28 protein-coding genes are annotated in these 25,648 nt (G+C 60.2%); 2 read left to right on the top strand and 26 right to left on the bottom strand.

Annotation, left to right across the window (positions count from 1 at the left end; genetic code table 11):
* Nucleotides 1–385 precede the first annotated feature (385 nt).
* From ACQE3E_RS14320 to ACQE3E_RS14445, 26 genes are all read right to left on the bottom strand, one after another.
* Nucleotides 386–1,312: a hypothetical protein gene (locus tag ACQE3E_RS14320; RefSeq protein ID WP_168029555.1), complete on the bottom strand. Its 927-nt coding sequence runs from the start codon at nt 1,310–1,312 to the stop codon at nt 386–388.
* Complete coding sequence (locus tag ACQE3E_RS14325; protein ID WP_313729947.1) at nt 1,309–2,049, bottom strand: glycosyltransferase family 2 protein; 741 nt, start codon at nt 2,047–2,049, stop codon at nt 1,309–1,311. Before ACQE3E_RS14325 ends, ACQE3E_RS14320 begins: the two co-directional genes overlap by 4 nt.
* Nucleotides 2,046–3,758, bottom strand: coding sequence for an AMP-binding protein (locus tag ACQE3E_RS14330; protein ID WP_313729946.1), 1,713 nt, complete (start codon nt 3,756–3,758; stop codon nt 2,046–2,048). The genes ACQE3E_RS14325 and ACQE3E_RS14330 overlap by 4 nt, the downstream gene beginning before the upstream one ends.
* A gap of 3 nt (nt 3,759–3,761) precedes the next feature.
* Nucleotides 3,762–4,304 (bottom strand): hypothetical protein, encoded by a 543-nt coding sequence (locus ACQE3E_RS14335; protein WP_313729945.1) that lies wholly within the window; start codon nt 4,302–4,304, stop codon nt 3,762–3,764.
* Between the two features lies 1 nt (nt 4,305).
* On the bottom strand, nt 4,306–4,554 hold the full coding sequence (locus ACQE3E_RS14340; RefSeq protein ID WP_064027499.1) for an acyl carrier protein: 249 nt from the start codon (nt 4,552–4,554) through the stop codon (nt 4,306–4,308).
* Nucleotides 4,554–4,808, bottom strand: a complete 255-nt coding sequence (locus tag ACQE3E_RS14345) for a phosphopantetheine-binding protein (protein ID WP_083385919.1) — start codon at nt 4,806–4,808, stop codon at nt 4,554–4,556. The genes ACQE3E_RS14340 and ACQE3E_RS14345 overlap by 1 nt, the downstream gene beginning before the upstream one ends.
* Nucleotides 4,798–5,592, bottom strand: coding sequence for a lysophospholipid acyltransferase family protein (locus ACQE3E_RS14350; RefSeq protein ID WP_427500689.1), 795 nt, complete (start codon nt 5,590–5,592; stop codon nt 4,798–4,800). The genes ACQE3E_RS14345 and ACQE3E_RS14350 overlap by 11 nt, the downstream gene beginning before the upstream one ends.
* Nucleotides 5,577–6,245, bottom strand: coding sequence for a beta-ketoacyl synthase chain length factor (locus ACQE3E_RS14355; RefSeq protein WP_313729943.1), 669 nt, complete (start codon nt 6,243–6,245; stop codon nt 5,577–5,579). Before ACQE3E_RS14355 ends, ACQE3E_RS14350 begins: the two co-directional genes overlap by 16 nt.
* 8 nt (nt 6,246–6,253) lie before the next feature.
* Nucleotides 6,254–6,817, bottom strand: coding sequence for a GNAT family N-acetyltransferase (locus tag ACQE3E_RS14360; RefSeq protein WP_313729942.1), 564 nt, complete (start codon nt 6,815–6,817; stop codon nt 6,254–6,256).
* Between the two features lie 37 nt (nt 6,818–6,854).
* The gene (locus tag ACQE3E_RS14365) at nt 6,855–7,214 is read right to left on the bottom strand and encodes a hypothetical protein (protein ID WP_064027453.1); all 360 of its coding nucleotides are present in this window, start codon (nt 7,212–7,214) and stop codon (nt 6,855–6,857) included.
* A 17-nt stretch (nt 7,215–7,231) separates the two neighbouring features.
* Nucleotides 7,232–8,455: a beta-ketoacyl-ACP synthase gene (locus ACQE3E_RS14370; RefSeq protein WP_313729941.1), complete on the bottom strand. Its 1,224-nt coding sequence runs from the start codon at nt 8,453–8,455 to the stop codon at nt 7,232–7,234.
* Entirely contained in the window at nt 8,452–9,177 is a 726-nt protein-coding gene (gene fabG, locus ACQE3E_RS14375) for a 3-oxoacyl-ACP reductase FabG (protein ID WP_427500690.1), read from the bottom strand. Before fabG ends, ACQE3E_RS14370 begins: the two co-directional genes overlap by 4 nt.
* On the bottom strand, nt 9,170–9,604 hold the full coding sequence (locus ACQE3E_RS14380) for a 3-hydroxylacyl-ACP dehydratase (RefSeq protein WP_427500691.1): 435 nt from the start codon (nt 9,602–9,604) through the stop codon (nt 9,170–9,172). The genes fabG and ACQE3E_RS14380 overlap by 8 nt, the downstream gene beginning before the upstream one ends.
* Entirely contained in the window at nt 9,601–10,782 is a 1,182-nt protein-coding gene (locus ACQE3E_RS14385) for a beta-ketoacyl-[acyl-carrier-protein] synthase family protein (RefSeq protein ID WP_427500692.1), read from the bottom strand. The genes ACQE3E_RS14380 and ACQE3E_RS14385 overlap by 4 nt, the downstream gene beginning before the upstream one ends.
* Before the next feature lie 10 nt (nt 10,783–10,792).
* Entirely contained in the window at nt 10,793–11,485 is a 693-nt protein-coding gene (locus tag ACQE3E_RS14390; RefSeq protein ID WP_071157938.1) for a class I SAM-dependent methyltransferase, read from the bottom strand.
* A gap of 196 nt (nt 11,486–11,681) precedes the next feature.
* On the bottom strand, nt 11,682–13,745 hold the full coding sequence (gene glgX / locus ACQE3E_RS14395) for a glycogen debranching protein GlgX (RefSeq protein ID WP_427500693.1): 2,064 nt from the start codon (nt 13,743–13,745) through the stop codon (nt 11,682–11,684).
* Between the two features lie 301 nt (nt 13,746–14,046).
* The gene (locus tag ACQE3E_RS14400) at nt 14,047–15,168 is read right to left on the bottom strand and encodes a methyltransferase (RefSeq protein WP_427500694.1); all 1,122 of its coding nucleotides are present in this window, start codon (nt 15,166–15,168) and stop codon (nt 14,047–14,049) included.
* A gap of 244 nt (nt 15,169–15,412) precedes the next feature.
* On the bottom strand, nt 15,413–16,201 hold the full coding sequence (locus ACQE3E_RS14405; RefSeq protein ID WP_313729933.1) for a TatD family hydrolase: 789 nt from the start codon (nt 16,199–16,201) through the stop codon (nt 15,413–15,415).
* 44 nt (nt 16,202–16,245) lie between these two features.
* Complete coding sequence (locus tag ACQE3E_RS14410) at nt 16,246–16,599, bottom strand: PilZ domain-containing protein (protein ID WP_071157930.1); 354 nt, start codon at nt 16,597–16,599, stop codon at nt 16,246–16,248.
* A gap of 3 nt (nt 16,600–16,602) precedes the next feature.
* Complete coding sequence (locus tag ACQE3E_RS14415; RefSeq protein WP_313729932.1) at nt 16,603–17,595, bottom strand: DNA polymerase III subunit delta'; 993 nt, start codon at nt 17,593–17,595, stop codon at nt 16,603–16,605.
* Nucleotides 17,592–18,221: a dTMP kinase gene (gene tmk, locus ACQE3E_RS14420; protein WP_168029575.1), complete on the bottom strand. Its 630-nt coding sequence runs from the start codon at nt 18,219–18,221 to the stop codon at nt 17,592–17,594. The genes ACQE3E_RS14415 and tmk overlap by 4 nt, the downstream gene beginning before the upstream one ends.
* The gene (gene mltG / locus ACQE3E_RS14425; protein WP_313729930.1) at nt 18,218–19,222 is read right to left on the bottom strand and encodes an endolytic transglycosylase MltG; all 1,005 of its coding nucleotides are present in this window, start codon (nt 19,220–19,222) and stop codon (nt 18,218–18,220) included. The genes tmk and mltG overlap by 4 nt, the downstream gene beginning before the upstream one ends.
* A complete protein-coding gene (gene pabC, locus ACQE3E_RS14430; protein ID WP_064027432.1) occupies nt 19,222–20,046 on the bottom strand; it encodes an aminodeoxychorismate lyase in 825 nt (274 codons plus the stop codon). Before pabC ends, mltG begins: the two co-directional genes overlap by 1 nt.
* Before the next feature lie 28 nt (nt 20,047–20,074).
* Complete coding sequence (gene fabF / locus ACQE3E_RS14435) at nt 20,075–21,319, bottom strand: beta-ketoacyl-ACP synthase II (RefSeq protein ID WP_064027430.1); 1,245 nt, start codon at nt 21,317–21,319, stop codon at nt 20,075–20,077.
* Nucleotides 21,320–21,412: 93 nt separating this feature from the next.
* Nucleotides 21,413–21,646 carry an acyl carrier protein gene (gene acpP, locus ACQE3E_RS14440; protein ID WP_013820083.1) on the bottom strand — a complete coding sequence of 78 codons (234 nt, stop codon included), beginning with the start codon at nt 21,644–21,646 and terminating at the stop codon, nt 21,413–21,415.
* Between the two features lie 157 nt (nt 21,647–21,803).
* Complete coding sequence (locus ACQE3E_RS14445) at nt 21,804–22,742, bottom strand: hypothetical protein (protein WP_064027428.1); 939 nt, start codon at nt 22,740–22,742, stop codon at nt 21,804–21,806.
* A gap of 194 nt (nt 22,743–22,936) precedes the next feature.
* On the opposite strand from ACQE3E_RS14445, the gene ACQE3E_RS14450 reads away from it, so the two are divergent.
* Together ACQE3E_RS14450 and ACQE3E_RS14455 are read left to right on the top strand one after the other, a co-directional pair.
* Nucleotides 22,937–24,115 (top strand): GGDEF domain-containing protein, encoded by a 1,179-nt coding sequence (locus ACQE3E_RS14450; protein ID WP_064027426.1) that lies wholly within the window; start codon nt 22,937–22,939, stop codon nt 24,113–24,115.
* The gene (locus tag ACQE3E_RS14455; RefSeq protein ID WP_313729929.1) at nt 24,112–25,617 is read left to right on the top strand and encodes a B12-binding domain-containing radical SAM protein; all 1,506 of its coding nucleotides are present in this window, start codon (nt 24,112–24,114) and stop codon (nt 25,615–25,617) included. Before ACQE3E_RS14450 ends, ACQE3E_RS14455 begins: the two co-directional genes overlap by 4 nt.
* Nucleotides 25,618–25,648: the final 31 nt, after the last annotated feature.

Raw genomic sequence — 25,648 nt, forward strand, 5'->3', positions numbered from 1 at the left:
AATAGCCAGCCCTGACCGGAATCGGCCAAAAATTAAAATAAGGGATTAATGCGGAAGCCCGATCCCGACGATCGGATGAAAATTACCGACCGGTTAAGGATGCGAGGCTTAAGCGCGTTGCAAAATCGAACATACAGCCTCCTTCGGTGGGTTGGTGGGTTAAAAAGATGCGCAGTTTAGTAACCTGGACTACGGATGTCAAAATATTGCGCTGCTTCTAATTGCAGTGATGGGGCTGATATCGCTGACGGTGTCAAAATACACCATGGTGAAATTACGGGAACGAAGGGGCGTTTATTGCTTGGGCTTAATCAATCCCGCAAGATATACAGAAATCATCCAACTATACGGGTCACAAATAAAAAGCATGTACCGATCAAGTCTTCTAGCACTTTTGCACCCGCCAGAAATCGTAAAAATTAAACCATTGTCGCGGGGCGGTCAGACAATGGTGTTGCAAACGCTCGGCGTAGCGGCGGACGGCGGCATGGATGACCGCGTCGCGGTTGGCGCGGGTCCAGGTCAAGCCGTCGCTGAACGGCTCGAAAATGATCCGGTGCCGGCCGGCCTGTTTGATACAGAACAAGCCGTACACCGGACACCGCAACAAACCGGCCAACACGAACGGACCCTGCGGCAACGGCGCCGACGCGCCGAGAAAGTCAGCCCAGGCTATCCGGCCGCCGCCCACCGGCGTGCGGTCGGCGGCGATGACCACCAACTCGCCCTGCTCGATTTTTTCGGCCAAGCGCATCGCCACGCCGGCGTCGATCTCGGTGACTTGCAGCAAGTTCAGCGCGCTAGCCGGGTTGTAGCGCGCCAACAAACGGTTGAAGCGCTCGGCATGCTTGGTGTGTACCAGCACGTTGATCTTGACGTTCGGATCGCGCCGGGCCATGACCCGGCACACTTCGGGATTGCCCAGATGGCAGGCCAACAGCAACGCGCCGCGCCCCCGCCCCAAATCCGCCAATAGCCGTTCGCGGCCCTCGAATTCGACCGCATCCGCCGGCAAGGCATCGGCCCAGGCCGCCATTTTGTCGATGATAGCGTTGGCGAAGGCGATGAAATGCCGCCAACTCCGCCAGTTCAAATGCTCCGGCCGCTCGCCGTTAAATACCGCCAAACGCCGCCAAAACTGCCGACTGGCCTGTCTGGCGTTAGGATGGCTTAGCCAGTAATAACTGACCACCGGATACAAGAACGCCTGCAACAACGGCCGGCCGCCGTAACGGAACACGCCGAACAGCAAGCGCATACCCCAAACGCAGGTCGATTCGCCGATTTGCGCCCAATGGCCGGCGGCTTTCATCGCAAACGCCCGAGCAACAAAACCGGCAGTCTGAGCAGCATCCCGAAAAACAAACGGGCGTGCGTCGCGGAAATCAACGCGTTATCGCGGAACAACCGAAAGTGCGACACGCCGTCTTCCGGATAACGCACCGCCGTCGGCAGATTGAGCGCGGTGACGCCTTGCCAATACAGCTGGACCACGATATCGATGTCGAAGGCCATGCCGCTAGCCACGCGCTGCCTAGCCAGCAAGTGCTCGACCGCCGCCAGCGGATACAAGCGAAACCCGCACATGCCGTCGGCGATGGCATCCGACCAGGTGTTGATACGAATCCAGAAGTTGGTGATGCGCCGGCCGTGTACCCGGCTCCGCGGCGCGTCGGCGCCGTAACGCGGCGCGCCGAGTATCATCGCGTCCGGATACAACCTGGCCAACGCCAGAAACGCCGGTATATCGGCGGTATCGTGCTGGCCGTCGGCGTCGATTTGCAGCGCGTGGCTAAACCCGCGCGCCAGCGCTTGGCGAAAACCGTCCACGACCGCCGCGCCCTTGCCGCCGTTGGCCGGCCGTTCCAGCAAGCTCAACCAATCGGTTTGCGCGGCGGCCAGCTCGCGTAACACTTGTCCGCAGGCCGGCGAGCTGCCGTCGTTGACCAATAGGCACGGCAGTCCGTGCGGCTTGAGCCGCGCCAACAAGGCCGGCAGCGCCCGCTCGTGGTTGTACACCGGAATCACGATGCAGACCTTGATCGTCATGCTTCGGCTTGGATCAAGCGGCCGGAGCTATAGGCCCGGTCGGTATCGCGAAACTCGAAAGCCAGCCGGCCGGCGGCGGCGCGCCAAGTCAAATTCAACTGAAGCTCGCTATCGGGCCGAATCGGCTGTACGAATTTGATCGCTTCCAAACTCCGAAACGGCACGACGAAACCGAACAACAAACGGCCGTAATGCTCGACCCAAGCCAACTGCACCACGCCGGGCAAGATCGCAAACCGAGGAAAATGGTCGGCGAAGTAACGCAAATCGGCCGGGATCTTCAGCGTCAACTCGGCGCTGTCGCCCGACCAGCGCACTTGGCGCGGCAACGGCAAGCGATCGTCGCTGACCAACCAGCACCGCAAGGCCGGCACATCCGGCTTGCCCGCAGAGGTTTCCGGCAGCCTCGAAAAAAACAGCCAGCGCCTCGGTAACAGCACCGCCTCGAAATGCCGCAGCAGACCTTCTCGCAGCTCGGCTATCAGCGCCTTGCGGCCGTCGCCGAGCATTAAGCGATGGCCGGTCGCGGACAACACCCCGGCCACCGCGACGGCATCGCGCCGGCCGCTGATCGGCAAGGCCACAGCCTCGGCCAGCCAGCCGCCGGCCACGATGCACTGCTCCAATTCGGTTAACGACAAACGCTTTTCCTCGATCTTGACGATGCGGTCGCGCCGGCCCATCAGATCGAAACATCCGTCGGCCCGCCATGCCAGCGCATCATCCAGCGGATAGGGCTCAGCATCCGGTAAATAGGGCGAACTCAACTCGCCGTCGGGACTTAGAGTCAGCCCGGCGAACAAGCGCCAGCCGTTGTCGGGAAATCGTCTCCAGGCAATGCCGCCGGTTTCGCTACTGCCGTAGACTTCCCACGCGGCGTGCCCGGCCCGCGCCGCCAAGCGCTCCGCGGCGGCGGCCGGTAGCGGGCCACCGGAACTGAAGACGGCTGGGAAACCGGCAATCTTGGCCCAAGGAGATTCGGCATCCAGGCGCTTCAGATGGGCAGGGCTGGCGATCCAGCAAACGCGCTCCGGCAAACCGGCCGCGTCCAACGCGGTTTCGCTGACGAAAGCGCGACCGGCCGCCAACGGCCACAACACCCGAAACAACAAACCGTAAATGTGTTGATGACCGACGGTGCCCGCTACCCGGCAGTCGCCGAGCAAGCCGCCCCACTGGGCTTCCAGGCCGGCGACTTCGCACCAAAGTTGGCGTTGGCTTTTAAAAATGGGCTTGGCGACGCCGGTCGAACCGGAGGTAAACAAGGCGAGGTCCGGCGCTTGGCGATCGGTCCCGCTCGTCCAGGCTCGCCAAGCGGCCCAGGGTCGGCTAAAACTCGCCGACCCGGCAAATTGAGCGTCGGTTGCGCCGTTCGCTTCACTGGAAATTTCGTTGAAATCCGGCCCGCTCAGGCCGTGCGCCGGCCAGTCGCCGAGCAAGCGGCAGTCTTCGCTTTCCAGCGAGGCGCCGGTATCGGGCCGGTTATTCGCCGCCAGCCAAACCTGCTTGCCGGCCTGCCATAACGCAAACAACAACACCGCGAACGGATAGGCATCCTGGCAATACAAGCCGTAACGCGGATAAGGATCGGCGGCAAAACGCTCGGCCCAGGCCGCGACGGCCAACCGGAAATCGCCGCGCGTGTAGCATAGACCGCGATGCCAAGCCACCGGCCGGCCGTCGTCGGCGGTATCGAAAGCCCGAGCCACGCGCTAACCCCGCCAAGCGGCGCGGCGCCGGACACCGTATTCGCCGAGCAACAGCAGCCCCATCAACAGATAGGCGATCAGTCCGTTGTACAAGCTCCACACCTCGAAGCTGGCATACAGCGCGGTGACCAGCGCGGCCGTGCCGTTCAAGACGAAAAAGCCGCACCACAACACGGTCACCCGGCGGGTGTAAATCACGCCGGCGGCCGGCAAATCAGGGGTTTGCAACCGGGCCAGCCGCTCGATCAGGCTGGGCGGGCGCAGCAGGCTGACGCCGAAGATTGCCAGCATCGCGGCGTTGACCGCAACCGGGTAGAAACGCAGGGTCAATACCTGATTGCTCCAGACCGCGAACGCCGCGAAGGCCAAGCCGGCCCAAGCCGCCTGACGCATCCAGCGCTGGCCGGCCAAGGCCAGGCGCGCGGCCAGCAATCCGGCCAACGCCGCCGCGATCCAGCGCGGTTCCCAATAGCGCAGTCCGAAATACACCGCCGCCGGGTACAGCAACATCAGCACGCCGACCGCCGCATTGAACCAGCGCGGCATGCTACTCTTGCAGCAAACGATGGACGGCCTCGACCACGTCGCCAATGCTGCGAGCGGTTTTGAAGTCTTCCGGTTTGACCATCTTGCCGGTAACTTCCTTCAGACGCACGATCATGTCCACCGCGTCTATGCTGTCGAAATCCAGATCTTCGTAGAGTTTGGCTTCCGGAACGATGGCCGCCGCGTCGATTTCAAACATTTCGACCATGATGTCGCGGATCGCCGCCAAAATGTCTTCGCGAGTTTGCATCATGCCGCGCTCCCGGCCGTCGCCAAAAAGCGCGCCAGCGACGCCACCGACGCGAATATCGCCGCGACGTCGTGCTGCTCGGCATCGATCTTGACCCCGTAGCGCTTGCGGATCGCCACGCCCAGCTCCAGCGCATCGATGGAGTCCAATCCCAGGCCGCCGTCGAACAACGGCGCCTCGCTATCGATGTCGGCGACATCGACATCCTCCAAGGCCAGCGTGTCGATAATCAGGCGTTTTAATTCAGTTTCCATCGTGTTCATCGTTCATTCGTCGTTCGCTAAAGTAGTCTTGCAAGGTTTCGGTCAGCCGCCGCACCGCGATCGAACGCGGCTTGATCGCTCGAAAGGCGTCGATATCGATGGCGTCGCCGACCTGCATTGTAAGCGCAAAGCGCCGCGCCGGGATGCGATACCACGGCTCGGCCTTGGTCAGCGTGCTGGGACGGCAGCGTAGCACCACCGGCGTGACGAGGCAGTCGGCCTGCAAGGCCAGCGCCGCCGCGCCGCGCTGAAACCGGTAGGCTCGGCCCGGTACCGAACGGGTGCCTTCCGGAAACACGATCAGACAGCCGCCTTCGCGCAGACGTTCGGCGCAGGCGTCCAACATCGCTTGCGAATCGGCGTTGCTGATGTAGCCGGCGTGCAATATCGGTCCGCGCATCGCCGGATTGCGCCATAGACTAGCCTTGACGATGCAACTGGCGTGTCGGATGCGGCTCAGCAGAAATACCACGTCGACCAGCGTCGGGTGATTGGCGACGATCAACTGGCCGGGCCGGTTCAATTTCTCCAAGCCGTCGATCCGGTAAGTCATCACGCCCAGCCGATGCATCAGACCGATGAAGGCGTAAAAGCTCAGATGCACCGCGTATTGGGCGCGGCGCTGCTTGGCGGCCGGCAAACCGGGCCGCAACGCCAAGATCGGCAACACCAGCCACCACAACAGCATGCCGCCGACGCCGAACACCGCGAAACTTACGGCGGTGGCGAACAGCCGCCAAGCGTAGTCCAAGCTGCGAATCAGCGCTTTTGCCATAACCAGCCCTGGCCGTTGTTGCCCAAACGCAGTTCGGCGCGGGTATCGAAAAGAAATTCGACCAAAGCCGGTAATTGCAGCGGCTGCTCGCCGTCGCCGCGCGGCTCGGCCAGCCGCTCAAAACGGCAGACCAGGCCTGCCCCGCCGCGCGCCAAACGCAGGGCCAAGGCTGCGCCGGGCGCCGACAACCGATAGCCGGTAGTCGGATAAAAGTCCGGCAGCGCTTCATCGTAAAACACCAGCAAAACTTCTTGATGACCTTCGCCGAGCAGCCCCAAGGCTTCGATAAAGCCCGGCCCCACGCCGCCCGCGCCGGGTGCCAGAGCCACTGTTTCCAGCCGGTGGGCGTAAACCATCGAATACAGGCCAGCGATGGCATTGTGTACCGACAAGCTGAAACCGGCCGGCGACAAGTCCTCGCCGGCTTGCAGGGTTTGCAGCAAGGCCAGCGAATCGGCGATTTGGCCGTGGCTGGAGCTGAATACCGCCGGCAAGGCCTCGCCGGGCGCGATACAGCCGTCGATCGCCCGAAACGCGCGGCGGGCCAGCGGGCTCAAGCGTCGTAACAAACTTTTCGGAACCTGGCGCGGTGCCGGGCCGTCGGCCGGGTTTAAATCCGCGTGCCAGCCGCGAATCGTAAAATCGAGTGCCATGGCGTCGCTTAAACCGCTGAACGCCGCCGCCACTCCGTGTCGGCCAATCGGTATAAAACATGCCGCCGCAACGGGCTGTTAGGCGGTAGCAGCGGGTGATCGAATTCGCGGTCGCGGCGCATGCCCAAGCGCCGCATCACCGCTTCCGAGCGAGCGTTCCCCAGTGCGGTGAACGAGACGATTTCCGGCAGACTCAGGGTTTCGAATCCAAAAGCCAACGCGGCCCGCGCCGCCTCGCTGGCATAGCCCTGCCGCCAATGGCGGTAGGCCAAACGCCAGCCGACTTCGACGCAAGGCGCGAAGTCGTGGCGGGTGGCGGGTACGTGCAATCCCACGTAGCCGATGAACTCGCCGGTACCGGTCAATTCCACCACCCAGAATCCCCAACCACGCTCGGCGATCAAGGCTTGAAAACGCTCGGCCAACGCATCGCTGGCGGCCCGGTCCAGGGCTTGCGGCAGATGCGCCATCACGCGGACGTCGGCATTGATCGTCGCGAACGCCGGCCGGTCGGCGTCCCGCCACTGCCGCAGTATCAAGCGGGCAGTGGCGAGAGTGCGGACTTCGGTCATCTCCGCCCCCGTTCGGTTCCGATCAGGCGCACCGCGGTCACTCCTGCTTGTCGTTGATCAAGTCGTAAGTGATGTCAGGGTTCAAGCCGATAGGCCAGTAAATGATCGCGAACGGCGGCCAAAAGATCGAAACCACCCGGAACTTGGCGCGGAGTTTACCTTCCTTCAGCACCTTGCCGTTTTTCTCCAATTTGTACGGAATGCCGCCGCCGGGCGGCATTCCGGCCGCGGTCCAGAAATACGGTTTGGTGGTAACTTCGCCGTTCGCACTGATTTGCACCGGCTCCGGCCGTTTGTACAAATACAGTTGCGAGCCATCCGGCACTTTGAAGTGACCGGTCGTCGAACAGCCGGCCAATATCATCAGGGCCGCGAACCACAGGATTAATCGTTTCATGTCGTCTCCTATTAAAGTTAAGACCAGCGTTTGAAAATCAGCGAGGTATTGATGCCGCCAAACGCAAAGTTGTTGCTCATCACGTACTCGCAAGTCAACAAGCGAATACTGCCCTGAATATAGTCGAGTTCGGCGCAAGCCGGATCGACGGTTTCCAGATTGGCGGTAGCGTGAAACCAACCCTCGCGCATCATCATGATCGCGGCCCAGGCTTCCAACACGCCGCAGGCACCCAAGGTATGTCCGGTAAAGCTCTTTAAGGCACTGACCGGCATCCGCGCGCCGAACACCGCGCGGGTGGCGTGACTCTCGGCGATGTCGCCGTATTCGGTGGCGGTGCCGTGGGCGCTGACATAGCCGATCGCCGCCGGCTCCAACCCGGCGTCGCTCAGCGCCAGCCGCATCGTGGTTTGCATGCTGGCGCTGTCCGGTTGGGTCACATGCAGACCGTCGGAATTGGTGCCGTAACCGACGACTTCCGCGTAAATTCGCGCGCCGCGCGCTTGGGCGTGTTCCAGATCTTCCAGGATGAAGGTGCCGGCCCCCTCGCCTATCACCAAGCCGTCGCGGTCGCGGTCGAAGGGGCGCGGCGTTTGCTCGGGATGGTCGTTGCGCAAGCTGGTCGCGAACAAGGTATCGAACACGGCCGCCTCGGAAGCCGACAGCTCGTCGGCGCCGCCGGCCACCATCACTTGCTGCCGGCCGAATTTGATCGCCTCGTAGGCATAGCCTATGCCCTGACTGCCCGAGGTACAGGCGCTGGACGTGGTGTAAACCCGGCCGTTGATCCCAAAATACAGGCCGATATTGACCGGCGCGGTGTGCGCCATCATCCGGATATAGGAGGTGGCATTCAGGCCATCGGTGGCGCGGTTGAGCAGCATGTTGCCGAAATCGGCGATCGCATCGTAACTGCCGGCGCAACTGCCGTAGGCGATGCCGGTTTGACCGCTGTCCAGACAGGGGTGAAACAACAAGCCGGCGTCCTTCAACGCCCATTCGGTGGCAAGCGTCGCCATCAAGGCCACTCGGCCCATCGACCGGGTTTGCTTACGGGTATAGTGCGCCGGCCGCTCGAACTCGACCGGCCCGGCCAGGCGGGTGTTCAGTCCGTTATAAATATCCCACTCCGGCATGGTCCGAATGCCGGTGCGATCAGCCTGCAAATGTTCGGCGATGGTTTCCCAATCGTTGCCGATCGGCGATAGTCCGGCCATGCCGGTCACGACGACGCGTTTCAACACAGGCCTCCGTTGACAGAAATCACTTGGCGAGTGATGTAGGCCGCATCCTTGGACAATAAAAACGCCACCGTCGCGGCGACTTCCTCCGGTCGACCGACCCGGCGGGCCGGAATCAAGCCCTTGATTTCGTCGAGCGGCAGTTCGTCCAGCATGTCGGTGGCGATCAGACCCGGCGCCACGCAATTGACGGTAATCTCGCGCTTGGCCAACTCCAGCGCCAAGGCCTTGGTCGCGCCGATGATGCCGGCCTTGGCGGCGCTGTAATTGACCTGGCCGCGATTACCCATCAGGCCGGACACCGACGACAGCGTGACGATGCGGCCGGGTTTACGGCGCCGGACCATCGGCATCACCAGCGGTTGCAAGACGTTGTAAAAGGCGTCGAGATTGGTGTGGATGACGCTGTCCCATTCCTCGCCGGTCAGGGCCGGAAAAGCGTTATCGGCGGCGATGCCGGCGTTGCAAACCACGCCGTAATAGGCGCCGTGACTATCGATGTCGGCGTTCAATACCGCCGCGCACTGAGCCCGGTCGGCGACGTCGAATTGCAGGATGCGGGCCTGCCGGCCGAGTTCGGCAATCTGGGCCGCCACGACTTCGGCGTCGTGGCGTCGGCCGCGACAATGCAGGACCAAATCGTAACCCAGACCGGCCAAGTAAAGGGCAATAGCTCGGCCTATGCCCCGACTGGAGCCGGTCACTAACACAGTATCATTCATGCAAATCGTCAGGTTGGAAAACGTTGAGGGTGGCGGAAATGTCGATATTGTCGCCGCGAATCCGGCATTCGAAAACTCCCAATTGACCTTCTTGCAGAATTTTCGCGGCTTCGACCGTCAGACGAGCGCCGACCGGCAGATAATCGACATTGCCGAGATAGCGCCGGGTACCCAGCAAAAAGCCCAGCCGGATCGGCTCGCCGGTCTGCTTGGCTTTCAGTCCGGCATAAACGCCGATGGTTTGCGCCATGTATTCGATACCGGCCCAGGCCGGCACCCGCTCGGCGTCGCCGAACAACAAGCCGTCGCCGCGCACCGTTAACTCGGCGGTAACGCCGGCCTCGTCGAAATGCAACAGCCGGTCCAACAGCACCATCGCGCCGGCATGCGGCAACAGCTCGGCGATCGGCGTATCGAATCCGATCATGCCCGCGCCACGACTATCGACACGTTGCTGCCGCCGAACGCAAACGAATTGCTCTGGCATACCGCCACCGGCCGGCCCAGCGTTTGCCCGGGCCGCACCCAGTTCAGCTCGGGCAAGGCCGGATCGGCGTCGGCGTCGTTGACGTTGGGAATCAGCGCGCCGGCCGGGTTGGCATCGGTCAGCAACAACCAACAAAATCCCAGTTCCAGCGCCGCCGCCGCACCTAGCGTATGGCCGGTCAGGCCCTTGCTGGAACTCACCGGCACGCGTTCGCCGAACACCCGATGCACCGCGCGACTCTCCATCGCGTCGTTCAATGGGGTCGCGGTACCGTGCAGATTCAGGTAATCGACTTGCGCCGGCGCCAGGCCGGCTTGTTCCTGCGCCTGCCGCATCGCCGCGGCGACCGCGATGCCGGCCGGGTCGGGCGCGGAAAAATGATGGGCGTCGCTGGTCGCCGCCGCGCCGAGCAAGGCCACCGGCCCAGGCTCGCGGCTGATCACGAACAGCGCGGCCGCCTCACCCAAATTGATGCCGTCGCGCCCGGCGCCAAACGGCCGGCACAACCCCTTGCTGACCGATTCCAACGCCGCGAAGCCGTTGACCGTCAAACCGCACAGGCTATCGGCCCCGCCGACCAGCACCGCATCGCACCAGTTCAGTTCCAGCAAGCGCCGGGCCGACAATATCGCCTTGCCGCTGGACGAACAGGCGGTCGATACCGTGTAACGCGGCCCGCCCAAGCCCAAATAGCCCGCCAAGAAATCGGCGCCGGCCCCCATTTGCTGTTGCTTGTAATGGAAACCGGCCGGAATCGCGCCGGTCTCGGCCAGCGCTTGCAAAGCCAGTTCGCTGTTGCGCACGCCGGACGTGCTGGTGCCCAGCACGACACCGATCCGGTCGGCCCCGTAACGCGCGGTCATTTCGAACAACGTGTTTTCGAGCTGACGGGCGGCGGCCAACAGCAGCCGATTGTTGCGGCAGCGATACGCGGCCCAAGCGTCCGGCAATTCGGGCAATTCGGCCCCGACCCGGCCCAGATACAGCGGCCGGCCCGGCGTGAACTCGTCGCTGGCCAGCAAGCCGGAGCGGTCGCCGCGCTGCAACGCCCCGAGTATCTCGCTCCGCTGGTGGCCCAGCGCGCACAGCAGTGCCGCATCGTTGAAGTAAAACCTCATCGGCCCAGCACTATTTCACCGCCACCAGATTCAGCAGCGTCGGTTCGGGACGCGTGGGCAGCGACCAGCCGAACCATTCCAGCGCGCCGGCATCCGGCCTACTCCACCACAAATACGGCGTCGAAATCCGCTCGGCATCGACGCGAAAACCGGTGTCGCGAATCAAGCGCAAATATTGGTCGGCGGTCTTTTGCACCGCCATCGGGTGGCGAAACAGCAAGCGTATCGGCAGCGAATGGATGAAACGCTTGCAAGACTCGGCAAATAACAGCAAACCGCCGGGCTTTAACACCCGGTAAAACTCCCGCATCGCCTCCGGGTGCCGAACGATATGATGAAAACTCTGATGGCAAAACACGATATCGAAGCCGGCGTCCGGATACGGCAGGCGCTCGGCGTTGCCGAGGCTGACCGTCACCGGGCAAGGGCAACGGCCGGCCTGACCTTGGGCATCGGCCAACAGTGCGGCGTCGATTTCGATCGCAGCGATGCGGCTGGGCGCGAACGCCTCCGCCAGCAACGCAAACGAATTTCCCCGGCCGCAGCCTACGTCCAATATCGTCGGTGCCGCCGGCGCGGCGGGCATCAAACGCCGCAAATCGGCGATCGCCACCCGCAACACCCGCTTGCGCCAAGTTTCGGTGTTCAAAAACCAAATGCCGAAGGCGCTTTCCTTGATCCAGCAGGTTTGGGAGAGAGTCATGTCAGCAACGCTATGATCGGGCGATTGGGAAACCAGCGGAAAATGTAGTCATCGCACCGCGAATTCCGGTTTTTAGACCCGCCCTAGGTCTTGCCGGGCGAGCCAGAGGCGGATAAGTCGAAATTGACCGCGCGACACGGTTAAACAGCGGCGCATTATAAGCGGATAGGACCGATTCCGGCACGCCGGCGGCGGTTTAGATTTTCGCCAGCAACATCACCGTCGACCGGGCTTGAGCGCGATAAACGAACTCGCCCACCGCGACCGCCACCTCGGCACCGACGCAATCGTCCGGCGATGCCAGCGCGGTATCGATCACCCGCGCCCATTGCAGCGGGGCGTTTTGATAACTCGACGGCAATTCGAAAGCCAGGCTTTCCCAGTAGCTATTGAAAATAAAATAAATCAGATACGGCCGCTGCAGCTTGGCGATCAGAATCGCCAGGCCGTGCGAATCCCGTCCCCAATCCGGCTGATGCAGTTTAACGCCGTGGTACTCGATATACAGCTGTTGGAAAAACAGATTCAACGTGGCTTGCGACTCCTTCCAGGTATACAGCAAGCCGCGCAACTCGATCAGTAGTTTGACGAAACGGTGGATGTCGGCATGTTTGTCCCGCAAGGACCAATCCAACCAGCTCAGCTCGTTATCCTGGCAATAGGCATTGTTGTTACCCCACTGGCTGCGGCAGACTTCGTCGCCCATCGTCAGCATCGGCGTGCCGGCGGAAAGCAAGGTCAAGGCCAGGAAATTCTTGATCTGGCGCTTGCGCAGCCGGTTGATGTCCGCGGCATCGGTTGGTCCCTCGGCGCCGCAATTCCAGCTGAGATTGTTGTCGCAACCGTCGCGATTGCCTTCCCGATTAGCTTCGTTGTGCTTGACGTTGTACGACACCAAATCGTAGAGCGTAAAACCGTCGTGGCAGGTCACGAAGTTGACGCTGGTTTCGGGTTCGCGCCGTTCGGCGGCAAAAATATCGGGACTGGCGAACAGACGATTGGGCAATTTGGCGACACTACCCGGCGCGGCCCGCCAGAAATCGCGGATGTCGTCGCGAAACTGGCCGTTCCACTCCTTCCAGAAGTCGCCGATGAAACAGCCAACTTGGTACAAGCCGGCCGCATCCCAGGCTTCGGCGATCAATTTGCTGCCGGACAACACCGGATCGGTTTCGATGTCCCATAAAATCGGCGGATTCGGAAACGGCCGGCCTTCTTCGTCGCGCGACAAAATCGACGCCAAATCGAAGCGAAAACCGTCCACGTGCATTTCGGTGACCCAATAGCGCAAACTATCCAAAATCAAGCGCCGCACCACCGAATGGTTGGCCTTCAGGGTGTTGCCGGTACCGGCGTAGTTGGTGTAGGCGCCGTTTTGCGGATCGAGGATGTAGTAGACGTCGTTGGCCAGGCCCTTGAAACAAAACATCGGCCCGCGCTGATCGCCCTCGGCGGTATGGTTGAACACCACGTCCAGGATCACTTCGATACCGGCGCGGTGCAGGGCTTTCACCATGTCGCGAAACTCGGCGATCGCGGCCAGCGGCGCCGAATCCGAGCTGTAACCGCAATGCGGCGCGAAAAACGAGACCGGCGAATAGCCCCAATAATTGCTCAGACCCGGCGGCGCGTCTTGCGGATCGAATTGAAACACCGGCAGCAACTCGACGGCTGTGACGCCCAAATCCTTCAAATACGGAATTTTCTCGATCACGCCGGCATAGGTGCCGCGCTTGTTCGCCGCGACGCCGGAACTGGCGTGCTGGGTGAAACCGCGCACGTGCATTTCGTAAATCACGCTACCGCGAAACGGTTTACGCAGCGGCGCGTCGCCTTCCCAGTTGTAGCCCCGGTAATCGACCACGACGCTTTTCATCGCCACCCCCCAATTGACGCCTGGCCGGCACGCGGCCTGGCGATCGTAATTCGGCCCGGCCGCGACGCCGCGCGCGTAAGGATCGAGCAGCAGTTTTTCCGGATCGAAACGCAGGCCGCGCTCGGGATTGTTGGGCCCGTTCACCCGGTAGCCGTACAACTGGCCGGCTTGAATGTCGGGTGCGTAGATGTGCCAGTAGTGGAAGGTCCGGTGGCGTAGCGGGTCCAGCGGCACGATGCGGCTGGGTATATCGTCGTCCGCCGCGTCGAACAGCAGCAGCTCGACCGAGGTAGCATTCTTGGCGTACACGCTGAAGTTGGCGCCCCCCGGACGCAAGGTTGAACCCAGCGGATAGGAACTGCCCGTGTTGACTTTGCCGTTCATGTCGCAAAAACTCCCGGTTACGTGGGATTCCCGAACCAAGATCCCTGACCGAAAGTTTAGGAGAATATCTAGAAACTGGACGAAACCTAGGGTTTTGCCGTTGCCGATCGGGCGGCCGCCAAAACGCGCGGAATCGCCAAGGGAGGTATCGCGGTTTCGGTTTGGTCATAGGGGATGACGACGCAGACCAGACAAGGTGTGCACTCCGTTAGCCGCTGGATCGAAATTGGTCGCGGACAGATTGCCGTCCCGATAGGCTTAGCACGAATTGAGCGGCGCCCCTCCTGGACCCAAAAAGCCTTCAACGCTTGATGCAACTGAATACCGAAAACTTCGGATTGGCCGCCACTAACCGACAGTTGCCGAATAACTTGCCCAAACTCAGCTGATAATTCAAATGACGGTTGCCGATCACCCGCAATTCGCCGCCGCTACGCAAGACCCTTTGGGCGTGGGTAAACATCGACCAAGCGATCTGGTCGCCAACCGTATGTTGTTGATGAAAGGGCGGATTGCAAACGACGCAATCGGCGCTTTCGGCGGAAAACTCTGTCAAGCCGTCACCGGCGACAAATTCGGCGTCGCGGCTATCCGCGAATGCCGTTTGGAAATTTTCCCGCGCCGACGCCAAGGCCATGAACGATTCGTCGACGAATACCAAACGGCCGGCCGGATAGCGCCGGGCCAGCATCACGCCGACGATGCCGTTTCCGCAACCCAGGTCGATCAAATCGCGGTAGCCGGTCCGATCCGGCAGGTGCTGCAACAAAAAGCGGGTGCCGATGTCCAGCGAATCGCGCGAAAACACATTGGCATGGTTGGTGACGATCAACTCGTCGTCTTCCAAGCGGTAACGGGTCGGATAGGGATTGGCCGACAGTTCCAAGTCGGAATTGACTTGCACGAACAATAAGCGGGCTTTTTTTACCGCCAGCGACGGCGTGCAAGGGCCGAGCAAGCGTTCGAGTAACTTCCAGGCGGTGGGCGGCAGATTCTTGACCATGCCGGCCGCGATCACGCGAGCGCCGGGGGCCAATCGCGGTTTCAAGCCGTGTAGTTGGTGTTCCAGCAAAGCCAGCGTTTTCGGAATTTTGATCAGCAGGCAATCGATACCGGGGCTAGGCAATCCGAGGCTGTCCAGCAATGCGACGTTTGCCACGTCTAGGCCGTTGCGGCGCAAATTGTCGCGGGTGGCTTGTTGCGACAGCCAGGAATCGGATATCGCGGTCGGCCGGTACGCGTGCAACGCGACGGCCAAAGCGCCGAAGCCGTCGTTTAAAATGGCGATCCTCGCGCGGTCGGAAAGCCCGATTTCCGCAAGATGAGTCAACAGATATTCGTCGGCCGCATCCCACGCTCTGAGCGTTTCCTGGCGCCGGTGTGGCAGGCGCGCCAGTCGAAAACGCCCCTGGGGCACTATCATCTCTTGTTCCATGTTCGGTTGACGGCTTCCGCCTAGAGCTTGGCGGCTAGGTCGCCGCACCCAATGGTTTCAGTAGCGACAATTTGCCACGCGGCAATATGCCACATTTTCTACCGCACTTTAGTTCAGTAGACTAAACGCGACTCTTGTATGCGCCCCAGACGGGGAATGAGAGTTATACCCCACCTCTCTATGCGGTCAGCCTCAAACATCCAGGTCCTGACCGCTTTTTTTTCCCACTCGATCAATGCGCCTCGCCAAAAGCGCCCGCAAATAAGCGATAAAAATTCTCGGTGGACTGCCGGGCGACCGTCTCGACGTCGACGCCGCGCAATTCGGCGATGTGCTCGGCGACATACCGCACATATAACGGATAATTGGGCTTGCCGCGATGCGGTACCGGCGCCAGATACGGCGAATCGGTTTCGATCAAGTAGCGGTCGGCCGGAATTCGCCGGGCGACATCCTTGATCGCTTCGGCGTTCTTGAAGGTCACGATCCCGGAAAACGAAATATAAAAATTCAGTTCCAAGGCTTTTTCGGCATAATCCCAGTCCTCGGTAAAACAATGGATGATACCGCCGACCGTATCGGCGCCTTCTTCCCTGAGCACCTGCAACGCATCCTGGCCGGCTTCGCGGGTATGAATAATCAGCGGCTTATTCAGCTGCTTGGCGACGGCGATGTGGTTACGAAAGCGGCGAAATTGCCAACCCAGATCGCCTTGGCTGCGAAAATAATCCAGTCCGGTTTCGCCGATGGCGATTACCTTGGCGTCGCTCCCCAGTTCCAGCAAATCCTCGACGCTGGGTTCGCGGCCGTCGGTCACGTTTGGATGTACGCCGACCGATAGCGAAATGTCGGGGTAAGGCTCGATCAAGCGCCGCATGGCGGGATAGGCCTCCAGATCGATGCCTATGCACAGCATGCGGCTGATTTGCTGGGCGCGAGCGGCGCCGACGAAACCGGCAAAATCGCCGCCGTAGGGTTGCAAGTCGATCCGGTCGAGGTGGCAATGGGAGTCTATGAACATCGGATGGTTTACGAAAATCAAGGCCGGCGGACATGCCGACAATACTACATGGTATGGGTGGAGCGGTCGGATTCCAGCGCGCCGGCCAGATAGGTTTCGATTTTATTGCGGGCCATGCCGCCGTCCTGGTCGCTAAATTGCACGCCGATGCCGGCGGCCCGATAACCCTCGGCGCCGTTCGGGGTTTTCCAGATGATCTTGCCGGCGATCGGCAATCGCTCGGTTTCATCCATCAAATTCAGCAGCATGAACACTTCTTCGCCCATTTCGTATTCGCGCTTGGTCGGAATGAACAATCCGCCGTTTTTGACGAAAGGCATATAGGCGGCATACAAGGCGTTCTTGTCCTTGATCGACAGCGAGAGTATGCCTTGCCGGGGTGACGGAGTTTCTGCCATGGCTTAATTCGGATTGAGTTGCGACCAACGGATCAGGAGTTGCTCGACCAGTAATTGCCGGTTCATTTGGGTCGCCAATTGCGATTTGGCGAGCAACAAGGCGTCGTAAAAACGGTACAAGCCTTGCAATTCTAGCCGCTTGGACAGGGCTTGCAAGGCATTTTTCATGTCGGGATCGGCTGCGTCGGCCGGCTCCGCCACATGAGCGCAGCGAATGATGTCCGCCACCCATTGCGCCATCCAGGTCAAGGCCACCGCTAATTCCACCGGCTCGCCCTTCTGCCACTGTTCGGCAACCGCCAACGGATTGCCCTGCCCCCTAACTATCGCCAACCAGTCCTGGAAATAGCGCTGGCGATATTCGGCGATGTTGCGTTGTGCATATTCGCCGGCCAGTAGCGGGGCACCGCGCGCCAACTCCAATATCGGTTCGGCGTCGGTCAATATGCCTTGTCCGGCTAGCCATTCCAAGGCCAGCGCCTTGGGCGGCAATGGACAATACAGCTTTTGACAACGACTGCGTATCGTTGCCGGTAGCCGGCCAGGTTGCTCAGTCAGCAACAGCAAACAAGTCCTTTCGGTCGGTTCTTCCAGACACTTAAGAAAGGCATTGGCCGATGCGGTGTTGAGCAGTTCGGCCGGGCTCAAAATCACCACCCGGTAGGTGCGGTCGTATTGCGGCTTCAGCGCGAGCTTGGCGATCAAGTGGCGGATTTTGTCGATACCGATCGCCTTGCCGGGTTCGTCGGGTTCGACGCTCAAATAGTCGGGATGCGTGCCGGCCGCCACCAACAGGCAAGCATGACAGCGCCCGCAGGCTGAAGCGTCGCCCGCCGGCGTTTCGCACAACAACGCCCGCGCGTAGTAGTCCAGCAAATGCCGCCGGCCGATGCCGGCCGGACCGGAAACTAGCAAGGCCTGCGGCACCCGCCCTTGGGCAAGGTAGGCTTGCAAGGTTTGCCAAGCCGGCTGCTGCCAGGGGTAAAGCGTCGTCATCGCCGCTCCAACAACGCCGCCAATTCGTCGGCCAAACTACCTTGCACGTCCTCCAGCGGCCGCCCGGCATCGACGACCCGGTAGCGTTCCGGATATTGCGCGGCCCTGGATAGATAGCACTGGCGAACGCGCTCGAAAAACTCGCCACGCTCGGCTTCGAAGCGGTCGGCCGCGCCGCGCCGTCCGACCCGCCCCATACCAATTTCGACCGGCGCATCCAACAACAAGGTCAGGTCGGGGCGCAGGTCGCCCTGCACGCAATGCTCCAACCATTCGATCGTCGCGACGTCCAGTCGGCGTCCGCCGCCCTGATAAGCGTAAGTCGCATCGGTGAAACGGTCGCACAGTACCCATTTCCCGGATTCCAAGGCCGGCAAGATCACTTGGCGGATGTGCTGAGCCCGCGCCGCGAATACCAGCAACAGTTCGGCCTGCTCGGACAAGGGTTCGTCGGCTTTTTCCAACAGAATCGCTCGGATCTTCTCGGCAATCCCGGTGCCGCCCGGTTCGCGAGTCACCACCGAAACGATGCCGCGCATCTCCAGCCAAGCCTTGACGAATTGTAGATTGGTGGACTTACCGACGCCTTCGCCGCCTTCCAAGGTGATGAAACAACCGCGACTCATCGTTGGTAACGCTCCACATACTTTTCGTGCTCGGCCAAGGTGGATGAAAACGCGTGACGGCCGTTGCCGCGCGCGACGAAATACAGCGCATCGCCGTGGTCGGGATGCAGCGCGGCGACGATAGCCTCCTTGCCCGGCAATGCGATCGGCGTCGGCGGCAAGCCTTCGATGATGTAGGTGTTATATGGCGTGGGCTCGCGTAAATCCTTGTGGCGAATATCGCCGTGATAACTGTCGCCCATCCCGTAAATCACGGTCGGATCGGTTTGCAGCAGCATACCTTTTTTCAGGCGCCGGGCGAATACGCCGGCGATTTGTCGACGCTCTTCGGCCGCTCCGGTTTCCTTTTCGACGATCGACGCCAAGATTAAGGCTTGGTAGGGATTTTCCAGCGGCACGTTTTGATCGCGCTTGGACCACTCCTCGGCCAACACTTTTTGCATCCGGTCGTGTGCGCGTTTCAGCAATTCGATATCGGCCGTGTATTTTTCAAAGTAATAAGTATCCGGAAAAAACAAGCCCTCCGGATGAGGTTTGTCCGAGCCGATGCCCTTCATCAACTCGGTCAACTCGGCGTCGCTGAGCGTATGCGCCAAATAAGGATTGGTTTTGACCGCTTGAAACAGTTGTTTGAACGACCAACCTTCCGGAAAAGTGATGGAATATTGGCGGGTGCGACCTTCGGTCAGCTGTTGCAAAATGTCGGCCGCGCTGGCGCCCTTGGCCAAGACGTACTCGCCGCGCTTGAGGCCGCGATCCAAGTGTTTTCGATAGGCGAACAGCTTGAACCAGAAGCGGTTGATTTGCACGCGGTGGGCCAGCAATGTCGAAATCACGCTGTCCAAGGTATCGCCGCGGCGGATTTCGATGACGGTTTCGCTGGCCACCACCGGTTTTTTCTCGATCAGATGATAGTGCATCCCGGCCCAGATCGAGATCAGTCCCGCCAGCATCAGCAGCGTGAACGCGGCAATGCTGTGACCCATGACATGCTTAGCCATCACGACAACTCCCGTTGTTTGGCTAGCCGATAGGCCGCGCATATACGTTGCGTCACCTGCCCGACCGGGAAATCTTGCCCGGCCAAGCGCCGCACCGGCCAAATCCCGATCACCGAGTTGGTCACGAACACTTCGTCGGCCGCCAATACCTGATCCACGGTGATCGCCGCTTCCACCGACGGCAAGCCTTCGGCGGCCGCGAACGCCAAACTCCATTCGCGAACGATGCCGGCCACGCCGCAATCGGTCAAAGCAGGCGTCAGCAAAACGCCGTTCTTGACGATAAACAGATTGCTCATCGTGCCTTCCACGACGTAATTCTGGACATCCAGCATCAAACCTTCCTGGCGGCTGTCGTCCGACCACTCTGCGCGGGCAAGTACTTGCTCCAAACGATTCAAATGCTTGATGCCGGCCAGCGTGGCATTGCTGGACAAGCGTTGCCGACAAAAATCGGCGACGATGCCGTCGGTTTGGTAATGCGCGGGGTAATCGGGATAGGGATGCAGGCTGAACAGCCGAGTAGGCTGGATAACGTCCGGTTGCCGGTAGCCTCGCCCGCCGCAACCGCGAGTAACGATCAGCTTAAGCACCGCGGCTTCCCTGCCGGCGGCGAAAGACAAGGCTTCCGCTTCGAGCAAACCGGCGTCGGGCATCGGAATCATCAAACGCCGGCAGCCCGACGCCAGACGTCTAAGATGCCGATCGAGAAATAAAGGCCGGCCCTGCCGGACTTCCAGCGTTTCGAACAGGCCGTCGCCGTATTGCAAGCCGCGATCGGCCGGATCGATGCAATGCGCGGGTTCGCCGTTCAGCAGAAACATCGCCGGTCACTGCCGCGGCCCGCAAAAATTATGCGTAGCGTTTGAACACCAGAGAACCGTTGGTGCCGCCGAACCCAAACGAGTTGGAGATCGCGACGTCGATTTTCATGTTTCTGGCGATGTTGGGAACATAATCCAGATCGCATTCCGGATCGGGATTTTCCAGGTTGATCGTCGGCGGCGCGATCTGGTTGCAAATCGCCAGCGAGGTTAAAACGGCCTCGATGCCGCCGGCCGCCCCCAGCAAATGGCCTATCATCGATTTGGTCGAACTCACCGCGACCTTGTAAGCGTACTCGCCCAACGCGGCTTTCATCGCGTGGGTTTCTCCGATGTCGCCCGCCGGGGTCGAGGTGCCGTGCGCGTTGATGTAATCGATGTCTTCCGGATTCAACTTGGCGTCGCGCATGGCGTTACGCATGCAGCGCGCCGCGCCCTCGCCGCCCTCGGACGGCGACGTAATGTGATAAGCGTCGCCGCTCATGCCGTAACCGACCAACTCGGCGTAAATCTTGGCGCCGCGCGCCTTGGCGTGCTCCAACTCTTCCAACACGATCACACCGGCACCGTCGCTCAATACAAAGCCGTCGCGATCGCGATCCCAAGGCCGACTGGCCCGTTGCGGATCGTCGTTACGGCGAGACAAGGCCTTGGCGGCGGCAAAACCGCCCATCGCGGTCGGCGATGTCGTGCAGCGCTCGGCACCGCCGGCGACCATCACGTCCGCATCGCCGTATTTGATCAAGCGAGCGGCGTCGCCGATATTGTGCGTGCCGGTCGAGCAGGCGGTGACGATCGCGAAATTCGGGCCTTTCAACCCGTATTTAATCGACAAATTGCCGGAGATCATGTTGATGATGTTGCCGGGCACGAAGAACGGCGAGATCCGCCGCGGGCCGGCCGCCGTGTAGGTGGCGTAGCACTCTTCGATACCGGTAATCCCACCGATGCCGGCGCCGATCGCGACGCCGATACGCTCGGCATTCTGTTCGGTGACGACGATACCGGAGTCTTCGAAAGCCTGACAACCTGCCGCGATGCCGTAGTGCACGAAACCGTCCATGCGTTTGGCATCTTTCTCGGCGATGTAGTCGCCGATATTGAAGTTTCTGATCACACCGCCGAAGGTGGTCGCAAAGGGCGAAATATCAAAGGAATCGATCGGACTAATGCCGCTCTTGCCATTGACGATACCGTCCCAAGTATCGGCAACATTGTTGGCTAAAGGCGTGACGGCGCCCAAGCCCGTAATAACAACTCGACGTGTGCTCACAGAAAACTACCGGTAAAAAAGAAGACAACCAGGAAGAGAGGGAGGAACCGGCTAGTGGATGGAAACGCCATCCACTAACTGACTTGAATCGACTTATTGCAAGTTGGCGTTGATGTAATCGATAGCCAATTGGACGGTGGTGATTTTTTCGGCTTCTTCGTCCGGAATTTCGCACTCGAATTCTTCTTCCAGAGCCATGACAAGTTCAACTGTGTCTAAAGAATCAGCGCCAAGATCGTCAACAAAAGACGCATCGTTTGCGATTTCTTCCTTTACGCCTAATTGTTCCGCGACAATCTTTTTTACTCGTTCTTCGATATTACTCATATATTTTTCCTCGAACAATGCAAATGCCTGATTGCAAGCACTTACCTTATCTTTAGTGTTGTATTAATTGAATTTGCAATCTCGTCACCGGCCGGGCCTAACGACTTAGCGGATTATACTTGATGTTCAAAAATTTTCACAACATTAGCCCAACCCGCTATGACTGAGGCTTGGCGCTCAAATTCCTGACGATTTCCTCGAGCGGCACCAGATTGAGCTTGATTCTGAACAGGATTTCCCTATCCTCCAACACGCCGTAACACTCGTAAGTCCGCAGCAGAATATCGGTGTGGTTCAGCGTATTGTCCTTGGATTCCGGCAGTTGCTTGACCAGAATATGCAGCTTGTCGTTGTTCTTCAAACGCTGTACCAAGCAGCGATCGACCGAGATGTCGTGCGAGGTGTACACCATCGGATTCGCCTTGAAATCGTGGTGTTCCAGCTGGGCCTTTTCCAGCAAGGCCCCCGAGGTCAAACAGCAGGGAAACACCTCCGGATAACTGGCGATGTGCGCCAGTTCGTCGAAATACGCCGATTGTTCCGCCAACGATCCCGACAGGAAATTCTTGACGTTGCCGTTATGCATCCACTTTCGTTTCAGGAAGAAGTCGGTGCCGGGTACGATGCTGTCGTCCGCCAGCGCATTCAAATCCGGCAAGCCGCTCAGATCGGTATTGGCCAGGAACAACGGGGTTTTGGTTTCCTTCTTGTAACCCAGCAAGATCGTCTTGCCTTGCGATTTGATCGCCACCCGGTTGGTCAAGGTCAATTCCGGAATCGTCGCGATCAGGGTTTTTTTGATGTCCAGCGTCATTTCCTGCCGAGGCCGCAAGGCGTTGACGAAGGTGATCTGGTAATTACTGAAGCGTAGGCCGCGATCCGCGATGATCTTGTCCTCCTGATGCGCTTCGCGGTACAAGCGCATCTGGTATTCGATCAGGGTATTCAACTGAAAACCCAGCACGATAGGCCCTTTGAACGGGTTATGCGTAATCTGCAGCCACTTATGCTTATCGTGAAACAAATTGAAGTCGTCCGACGCGTTGCGGGCAACTTCAATATGGATTTGTTCGAACTGAAAGGTTTGCTCTGTCATCAAAATAACCGGTTGTTTTAAGCGTAACTAACCGCATTTTAGGCCGAATACGCGCCGATCGCGAACCGAGGCGCTCGCTGCTCAGTTTCCCGACCCAAGCGCGCCAGTAGCGCGACAGGAAAAAATTTTGTAGGCTTGACGGAACGCCGGCCCGCTTTTTAGCCGACCCACGATCAAACCAACCGGGAATCTCAATGAACCTCGATCTGCGCACGATGATGGTGATGATAGCCGTGCTCAGTTTTCTGTTCTCGATACTGCTCGCGGTCGCCAGCCTGCACGCCCGCGGCGTGCAAGGACTCCGGCATTGGGCCTTGGCAAGCTTTTGTATCAGTCTGGGCTCGTCCATCGCCTTGCCCAATCTACACGCCGGCCAGGGCTGGCCCGTGGTCGCCGGCGCGGCATTGCTGGCGGCGGGATCGACGACCCAATTGGCCGGCATTCAAGCCTTCAAGGGAGAAGCCTGCCACATTCGCTGGATGATCGCCGTCGTGGTGGCGGTCGGATTTTTCAGTTATTGGTTCAGTCTGGTGCACATCAATATTCAATTTCGAGCCATCGCCAATTCGCTGGTGTTCGGGGCGATCAATTTCACCTGCGCCCGCGCCTTGCTGATCAGACTGCCCACGCCCGAACGCACCGCCCACTGGTTGACCGGAGCCTCTTTCGCGGTGCTAAGTCTGATCTACGCCTCTCGAGCGATCGCGATTTACTCGGCGCCGCCGGGTACCTACACCCTGTTCAGCCCGATGCTAATCAACCCGGTCATGTTCTTGGCGGGCAGCGTCATCCAATTGTTTCTGACCTTCGGCTTTATCTTGATGGTCAATTACCGGATGGCTTCGCAACTGGAAAATCTGGCCACTACCGATGCGCTGACCGGCGCGTGGAACCGGCGCAGTCTGGAGTTGGAGTTGCAGCGCATGCTGGCGCGCAGCCAACGCCGTCAGGAGCCGATGTCGGTGGTTATGCTGGACGTCGATCACTTCAAGCTGATTAACGACAGCCACGGCCATCGGGCCGGCGACGAAGTCCTGCGTCAGCTGACGGCTAGAGCACGGCTGGAAATCCGCCGCGACGACTATCTGGCCCGATACGGCGGCGAGGAATTTTGCCTGCTGCTACCCGGCACCACCGAACTGGATGCCCACCAATTGGCCGAACGTTTGCGCCGCATCCAAGCCGAGCAAACGGTCGATTGGCGCGGAACGCCGATCAACAGCTCTATCAGCATCGGCATCGCCAGTTCCGAACACACCGGCCTTAACGGCGACGCGCTGCTGGAAGCCGCCGACGCCGCGCTATACCGTGCCAAACAAACCGGCCGCAACCGCGCGGAAACATTTTCGCAATTCCGGATCAGCCCGGCATGACCGAGATAGTGCTGTGTACTCTGAATGCTCGCTACATTCATTCGGCCTTCGGTTTGCGCTACCTGTACGCCAATATGGCCGAACTGCGCGAACGTACCCAAATCGCCGAATTCGGCCTGCAGCAACGGCCGGCGGAAATCGTCGAGCGCTTGCTCGACCGCCGGCCTAGAATTATCGGCTTTGGCGTTTACATCTGGAACGTCGCGGAAATCGGCGCGGTACTGGCCATCCTCAAGCAAGTCGCGCCGGACATCACCATCGTGCTGGGTGGGCCGGAAGTCAGCCATCCACCGGATTTGCCGGCCTGTGCCGAACTGGCCGATTACATCGTCACCGGTCCCGGCGAACGGAGTTTTCCGGCACTGTGCCGTCAATTGTTGGCCGGCGTAAGGCCCGAGCCACGCATCGTCGCCGGACCGACGCCGGCGCTCGCCGAATTGGCCTCACCCTACCCGTACTACAGCGATAGCGATTTGCGCCAACGCCTCACTTACGTGGAAGCCTCGCGCGGCTGCCCGTTTAAATGCGAGTTCTGCCTCTCGGCGCTCGACGTCACCGCCAAGCCGTTTCCGCTCGCGGCGTTTTTAAGCGAATTGGACGCGCTATACCAACGCGGCGGCCGCCATTTCAAATTCATCGACCGGACCTTCAACCTGCGTATCGACAACAGCGTGGCAATACTGGAATTTTTTCTGGATCGGCTCGGCGACGGCCTGCAAGTGCATTTCGAAGTCATTCCCGATCACTTGCCGGAACGCCTGCGCGAAGCGATTCGCCGTTTTCCGCCCGGCGTGCTGCAATTCGAAGTCGGCGTGCAAAGCTTCGACCCGGACGTACAACAACGGATCAGCCGCCGCCAGGACAACGCCGCGACCGCCACTAACCTGAGCTGGTTGCGCGAACACACCCACGTCCACATTCACGCCGATCTGATCTTCGGCTTGCCGGGCGACACCCTCGCCAATTTCGGCGCCAGCTTCGACCACCTCTACGCGCTCGGGCCACAGGAAATTCAGGTCGGCATTTTAAAGCGCCTGCGCGGCGCGCCGATCAACCGTCACGACGACGCCTACCGGATGCGTTACGATCCGAATCCGCCTTATTCGGTACTCGCCACCCGCGATATCGGTTTCAGCGAGATTCAACGCATGCAGCGATTTGCCCGATACTGGGATATGATCGGTAATTCAGGCCGCTTTACGACCAGCCTACCCCTCCTGTGCGGCGATCGGCCGTTCGAACGGTTTTTAGACTTTAGCGACGCGCTGTACGCCGGCGCCGGCAGCACTTGGCAAATCGCGTTGAAACGCCTGTACGAGCTAAGCTATGGCATCATGACCGAGCGCTTGCGGATACCGGCCGCTCCGGCGGCGGCGGCCTTGGCGGCCGACTACCGGCGGAGCGGCGAAAAAGGCCGGCCGGCGTTCGAAGCCGGCGCCTCGCCAGCGCCGGCCAAACGTCCGCAAACCGGCAAACGACAACGCCAAGCAATATGCGATTGACCCATGAAGACCCGCCGCCGCGAATGCCGCG

Origin of the sequence: Methylomonas sp. MED-D (genome assembly GCF_050276835.1) — a bacterium.
Lineage (GTDB): Bacteria > Pseudomonadota > Gammaproteobacteria > Methylococcales > Methylomonadaceae > Methylomonas > Methylomonas koyamae_A.

What these genes read in the sequence shown, in the direction of transcription:
- ACQE3E_RS14450 (WP_064027426.1), top strand. Translation starts at nt 22,937, where the DNA reads ATGAACCTCGATCTGCGCACGATGATGGTGATGATAGCCGTGCTCAGT.
- glgX (WP_427500693.1), bottom strand. Translation starts at nt 13,745, where the DNA reads ATGAACGGCAAAGTCAACACGGGCAGTTCCTATCCGCTGGGTTCAACC.
- ACQE3E_RS14350 (WP_427500689.1), bottom strand. Translation starts at nt 5,592, where the DNA reads ATGGCAAAAGCGCTGATTCGCAGCTTGGACTACGCTTGGCGGCTGTTC.
- mltG (WP_313729930.1), bottom strand. Translation starts at nt 19,222, where the DNA reads ATGGCTAAGCATGTCATGGGTCACAGCATTGCCGCGTTCACGCTGCTG.
- ACQE3E_RS14410 (WP_071157930.1), bottom strand. Translation starts at nt 16,599, where the DNA reads ATGGCAGAAACTCCGTCACCCCGGCAAGGCATACTCTCGCTGTCGATC.
- ACQE3E_RS14455 (WP_313729929.1), top strand. Translation starts at nt 24,112, where the DNA reads ATGACCGAGATAGTGCTGTGTACTCTGAATGCTCGCTACATTCATTCG.
- ACQE3E_RS14340 (WP_064027499.1), bottom strand. Translation starts at nt 4,554, where the DNA reads ATGCAAACTCGCGAAGACATTTTGGCGGCGATCCGCGACATCATGGTC.
- pabC (WP_064027432.1), bottom strand. Translation starts at nt 20,046, where the DNA reads ATGTTTCTGCTGAACGGCGAACCCGCGCATTGCATCGATCCGGCCGAT.
- ACQE3E_RS14445 (WP_064027428.1), bottom strand. Translation starts at nt 22,742, where the DNA reads ATGACAGAGCAAACCTTTCAGTTCGAACAAATCCATATTGAAGTTGCC.
- ACQE3E_RS14385 (WP_427500692.1), bottom strand. Translation starts at nt 10,782, where the DNA reads ATGAGGTTTTACTTCAACGATGCGGCACTGCTGTGCGCGCTGGGCCAC.
- ACQE3E_RS14390 (WP_071157938.1), bottom strand. Translation starts at nt 11,485, where the DNA reads ATGACTCTCTCCCAAACCTGCTGGATCAAGGAAAGCGCCTTCGGCATT.
- ACQE3E_RS14400 (WP_427500694.1), bottom strand. Translation starts at nt 15,168, where the DNA reads ATGATAGTGCCCCAGGGGCGTTTTCGACTGGCGCGCCTGCCACACCGG.
- ACQE3E_RS14360 (WP_313729942.1), bottom strand. Translation starts at nt 6,817, where the DNA reads ATGACCGAAGTCCGCACTCTCGCCACTGCCCGCTTGATACTGCGGCAG.
- tmk (WP_168029575.1), bottom strand. Translation starts at nt 18,221, where the DNA reads ATGAGTCGCGGTTGTTTCATCACCTTGGAAGGCGGCGAAGGCGTCGGT.
- ACQE3E_RS14345 (WP_083385919.1), bottom strand. Translation starts at nt 4,808, where the DNA reads ATGGAAACTGAATTAAAACGCCTGATTATCGACACGCTGGCCTTGGAG.
- acpP (WP_013820083.1), bottom strand. Translation starts at nt 21,646, where the DNA reads ATGAGTAATATCGAAGAACGAGTAAAAAAGATTGTCGCGGAACAATTA.
- ACQE3E_RS14325 (WP_313729947.1), bottom strand. Translation starts at nt 2,049, where the DNA reads ATGACGATCAAGGTCTGCATCGTGATTCCGGTGTACAACCACGAGCGG.
- ACQE3E_RS14365 (WP_064027453.1), bottom strand. Translation starts at nt 7,214, where the DNA reads ATGAAACGATTAATCCTGTGGTTCGCGGCCCTGATGATATTGGCCGGC.
- ACQE3E_RS14355 (WP_313729943.1), bottom strand. Translation starts at nt 6,245, where the DNA reads ATGGCACTCGATTTTACGATTCGCGGCTGGCACGCGGATTTAAACCCG.
- ACQE3E_RS14405 (WP_313729933.1), bottom strand. Translation starts at nt 16,201, where the DNA reads ATGTTCATAGACTCCCATTGCCACCTCGACCGGATCGACTTGCAACCC.
- ACQE3E_RS14415 (WP_313729932.1), bottom strand. Translation starts at nt 17,595, where the DNA reads ATGACGACGCTTTACCCCTGGCAGCAGCCGGCTTGGCAAACCTTGCAA.
- ACQE3E_RS14320 (WP_168029555.1), bottom strand. Translation starts at nt 1,312, where the DNA reads ATGAAAGCCGCCGGCCATTGGGCGCAAATCGGCGAATCGACCTGCGTT.
- ACQE3E_RS14380 (WP_427500691.1), bottom strand. Translation starts at nt 9,604, where the DNA reads ATGATCGGATTCGATACGCCGATCGCCGAGCTGTTGCCGCATGCCGGC.
- fabG (WP_427500690.1), bottom strand. Translation starts at nt 9,177, where the DNA reads ATGAATGATACTGTGTTAGTGACCGGCTCCAGTCGGGGCATAGGCCGA.
- ACQE3E_RS14335 (WP_313729945.1), bottom strand. Translation starts at nt 4,304, where the DNA reads ATGCCGCGCTGGTTCAATGCGGCGGTCGGCGTGCTGATGTTGCTGTAC.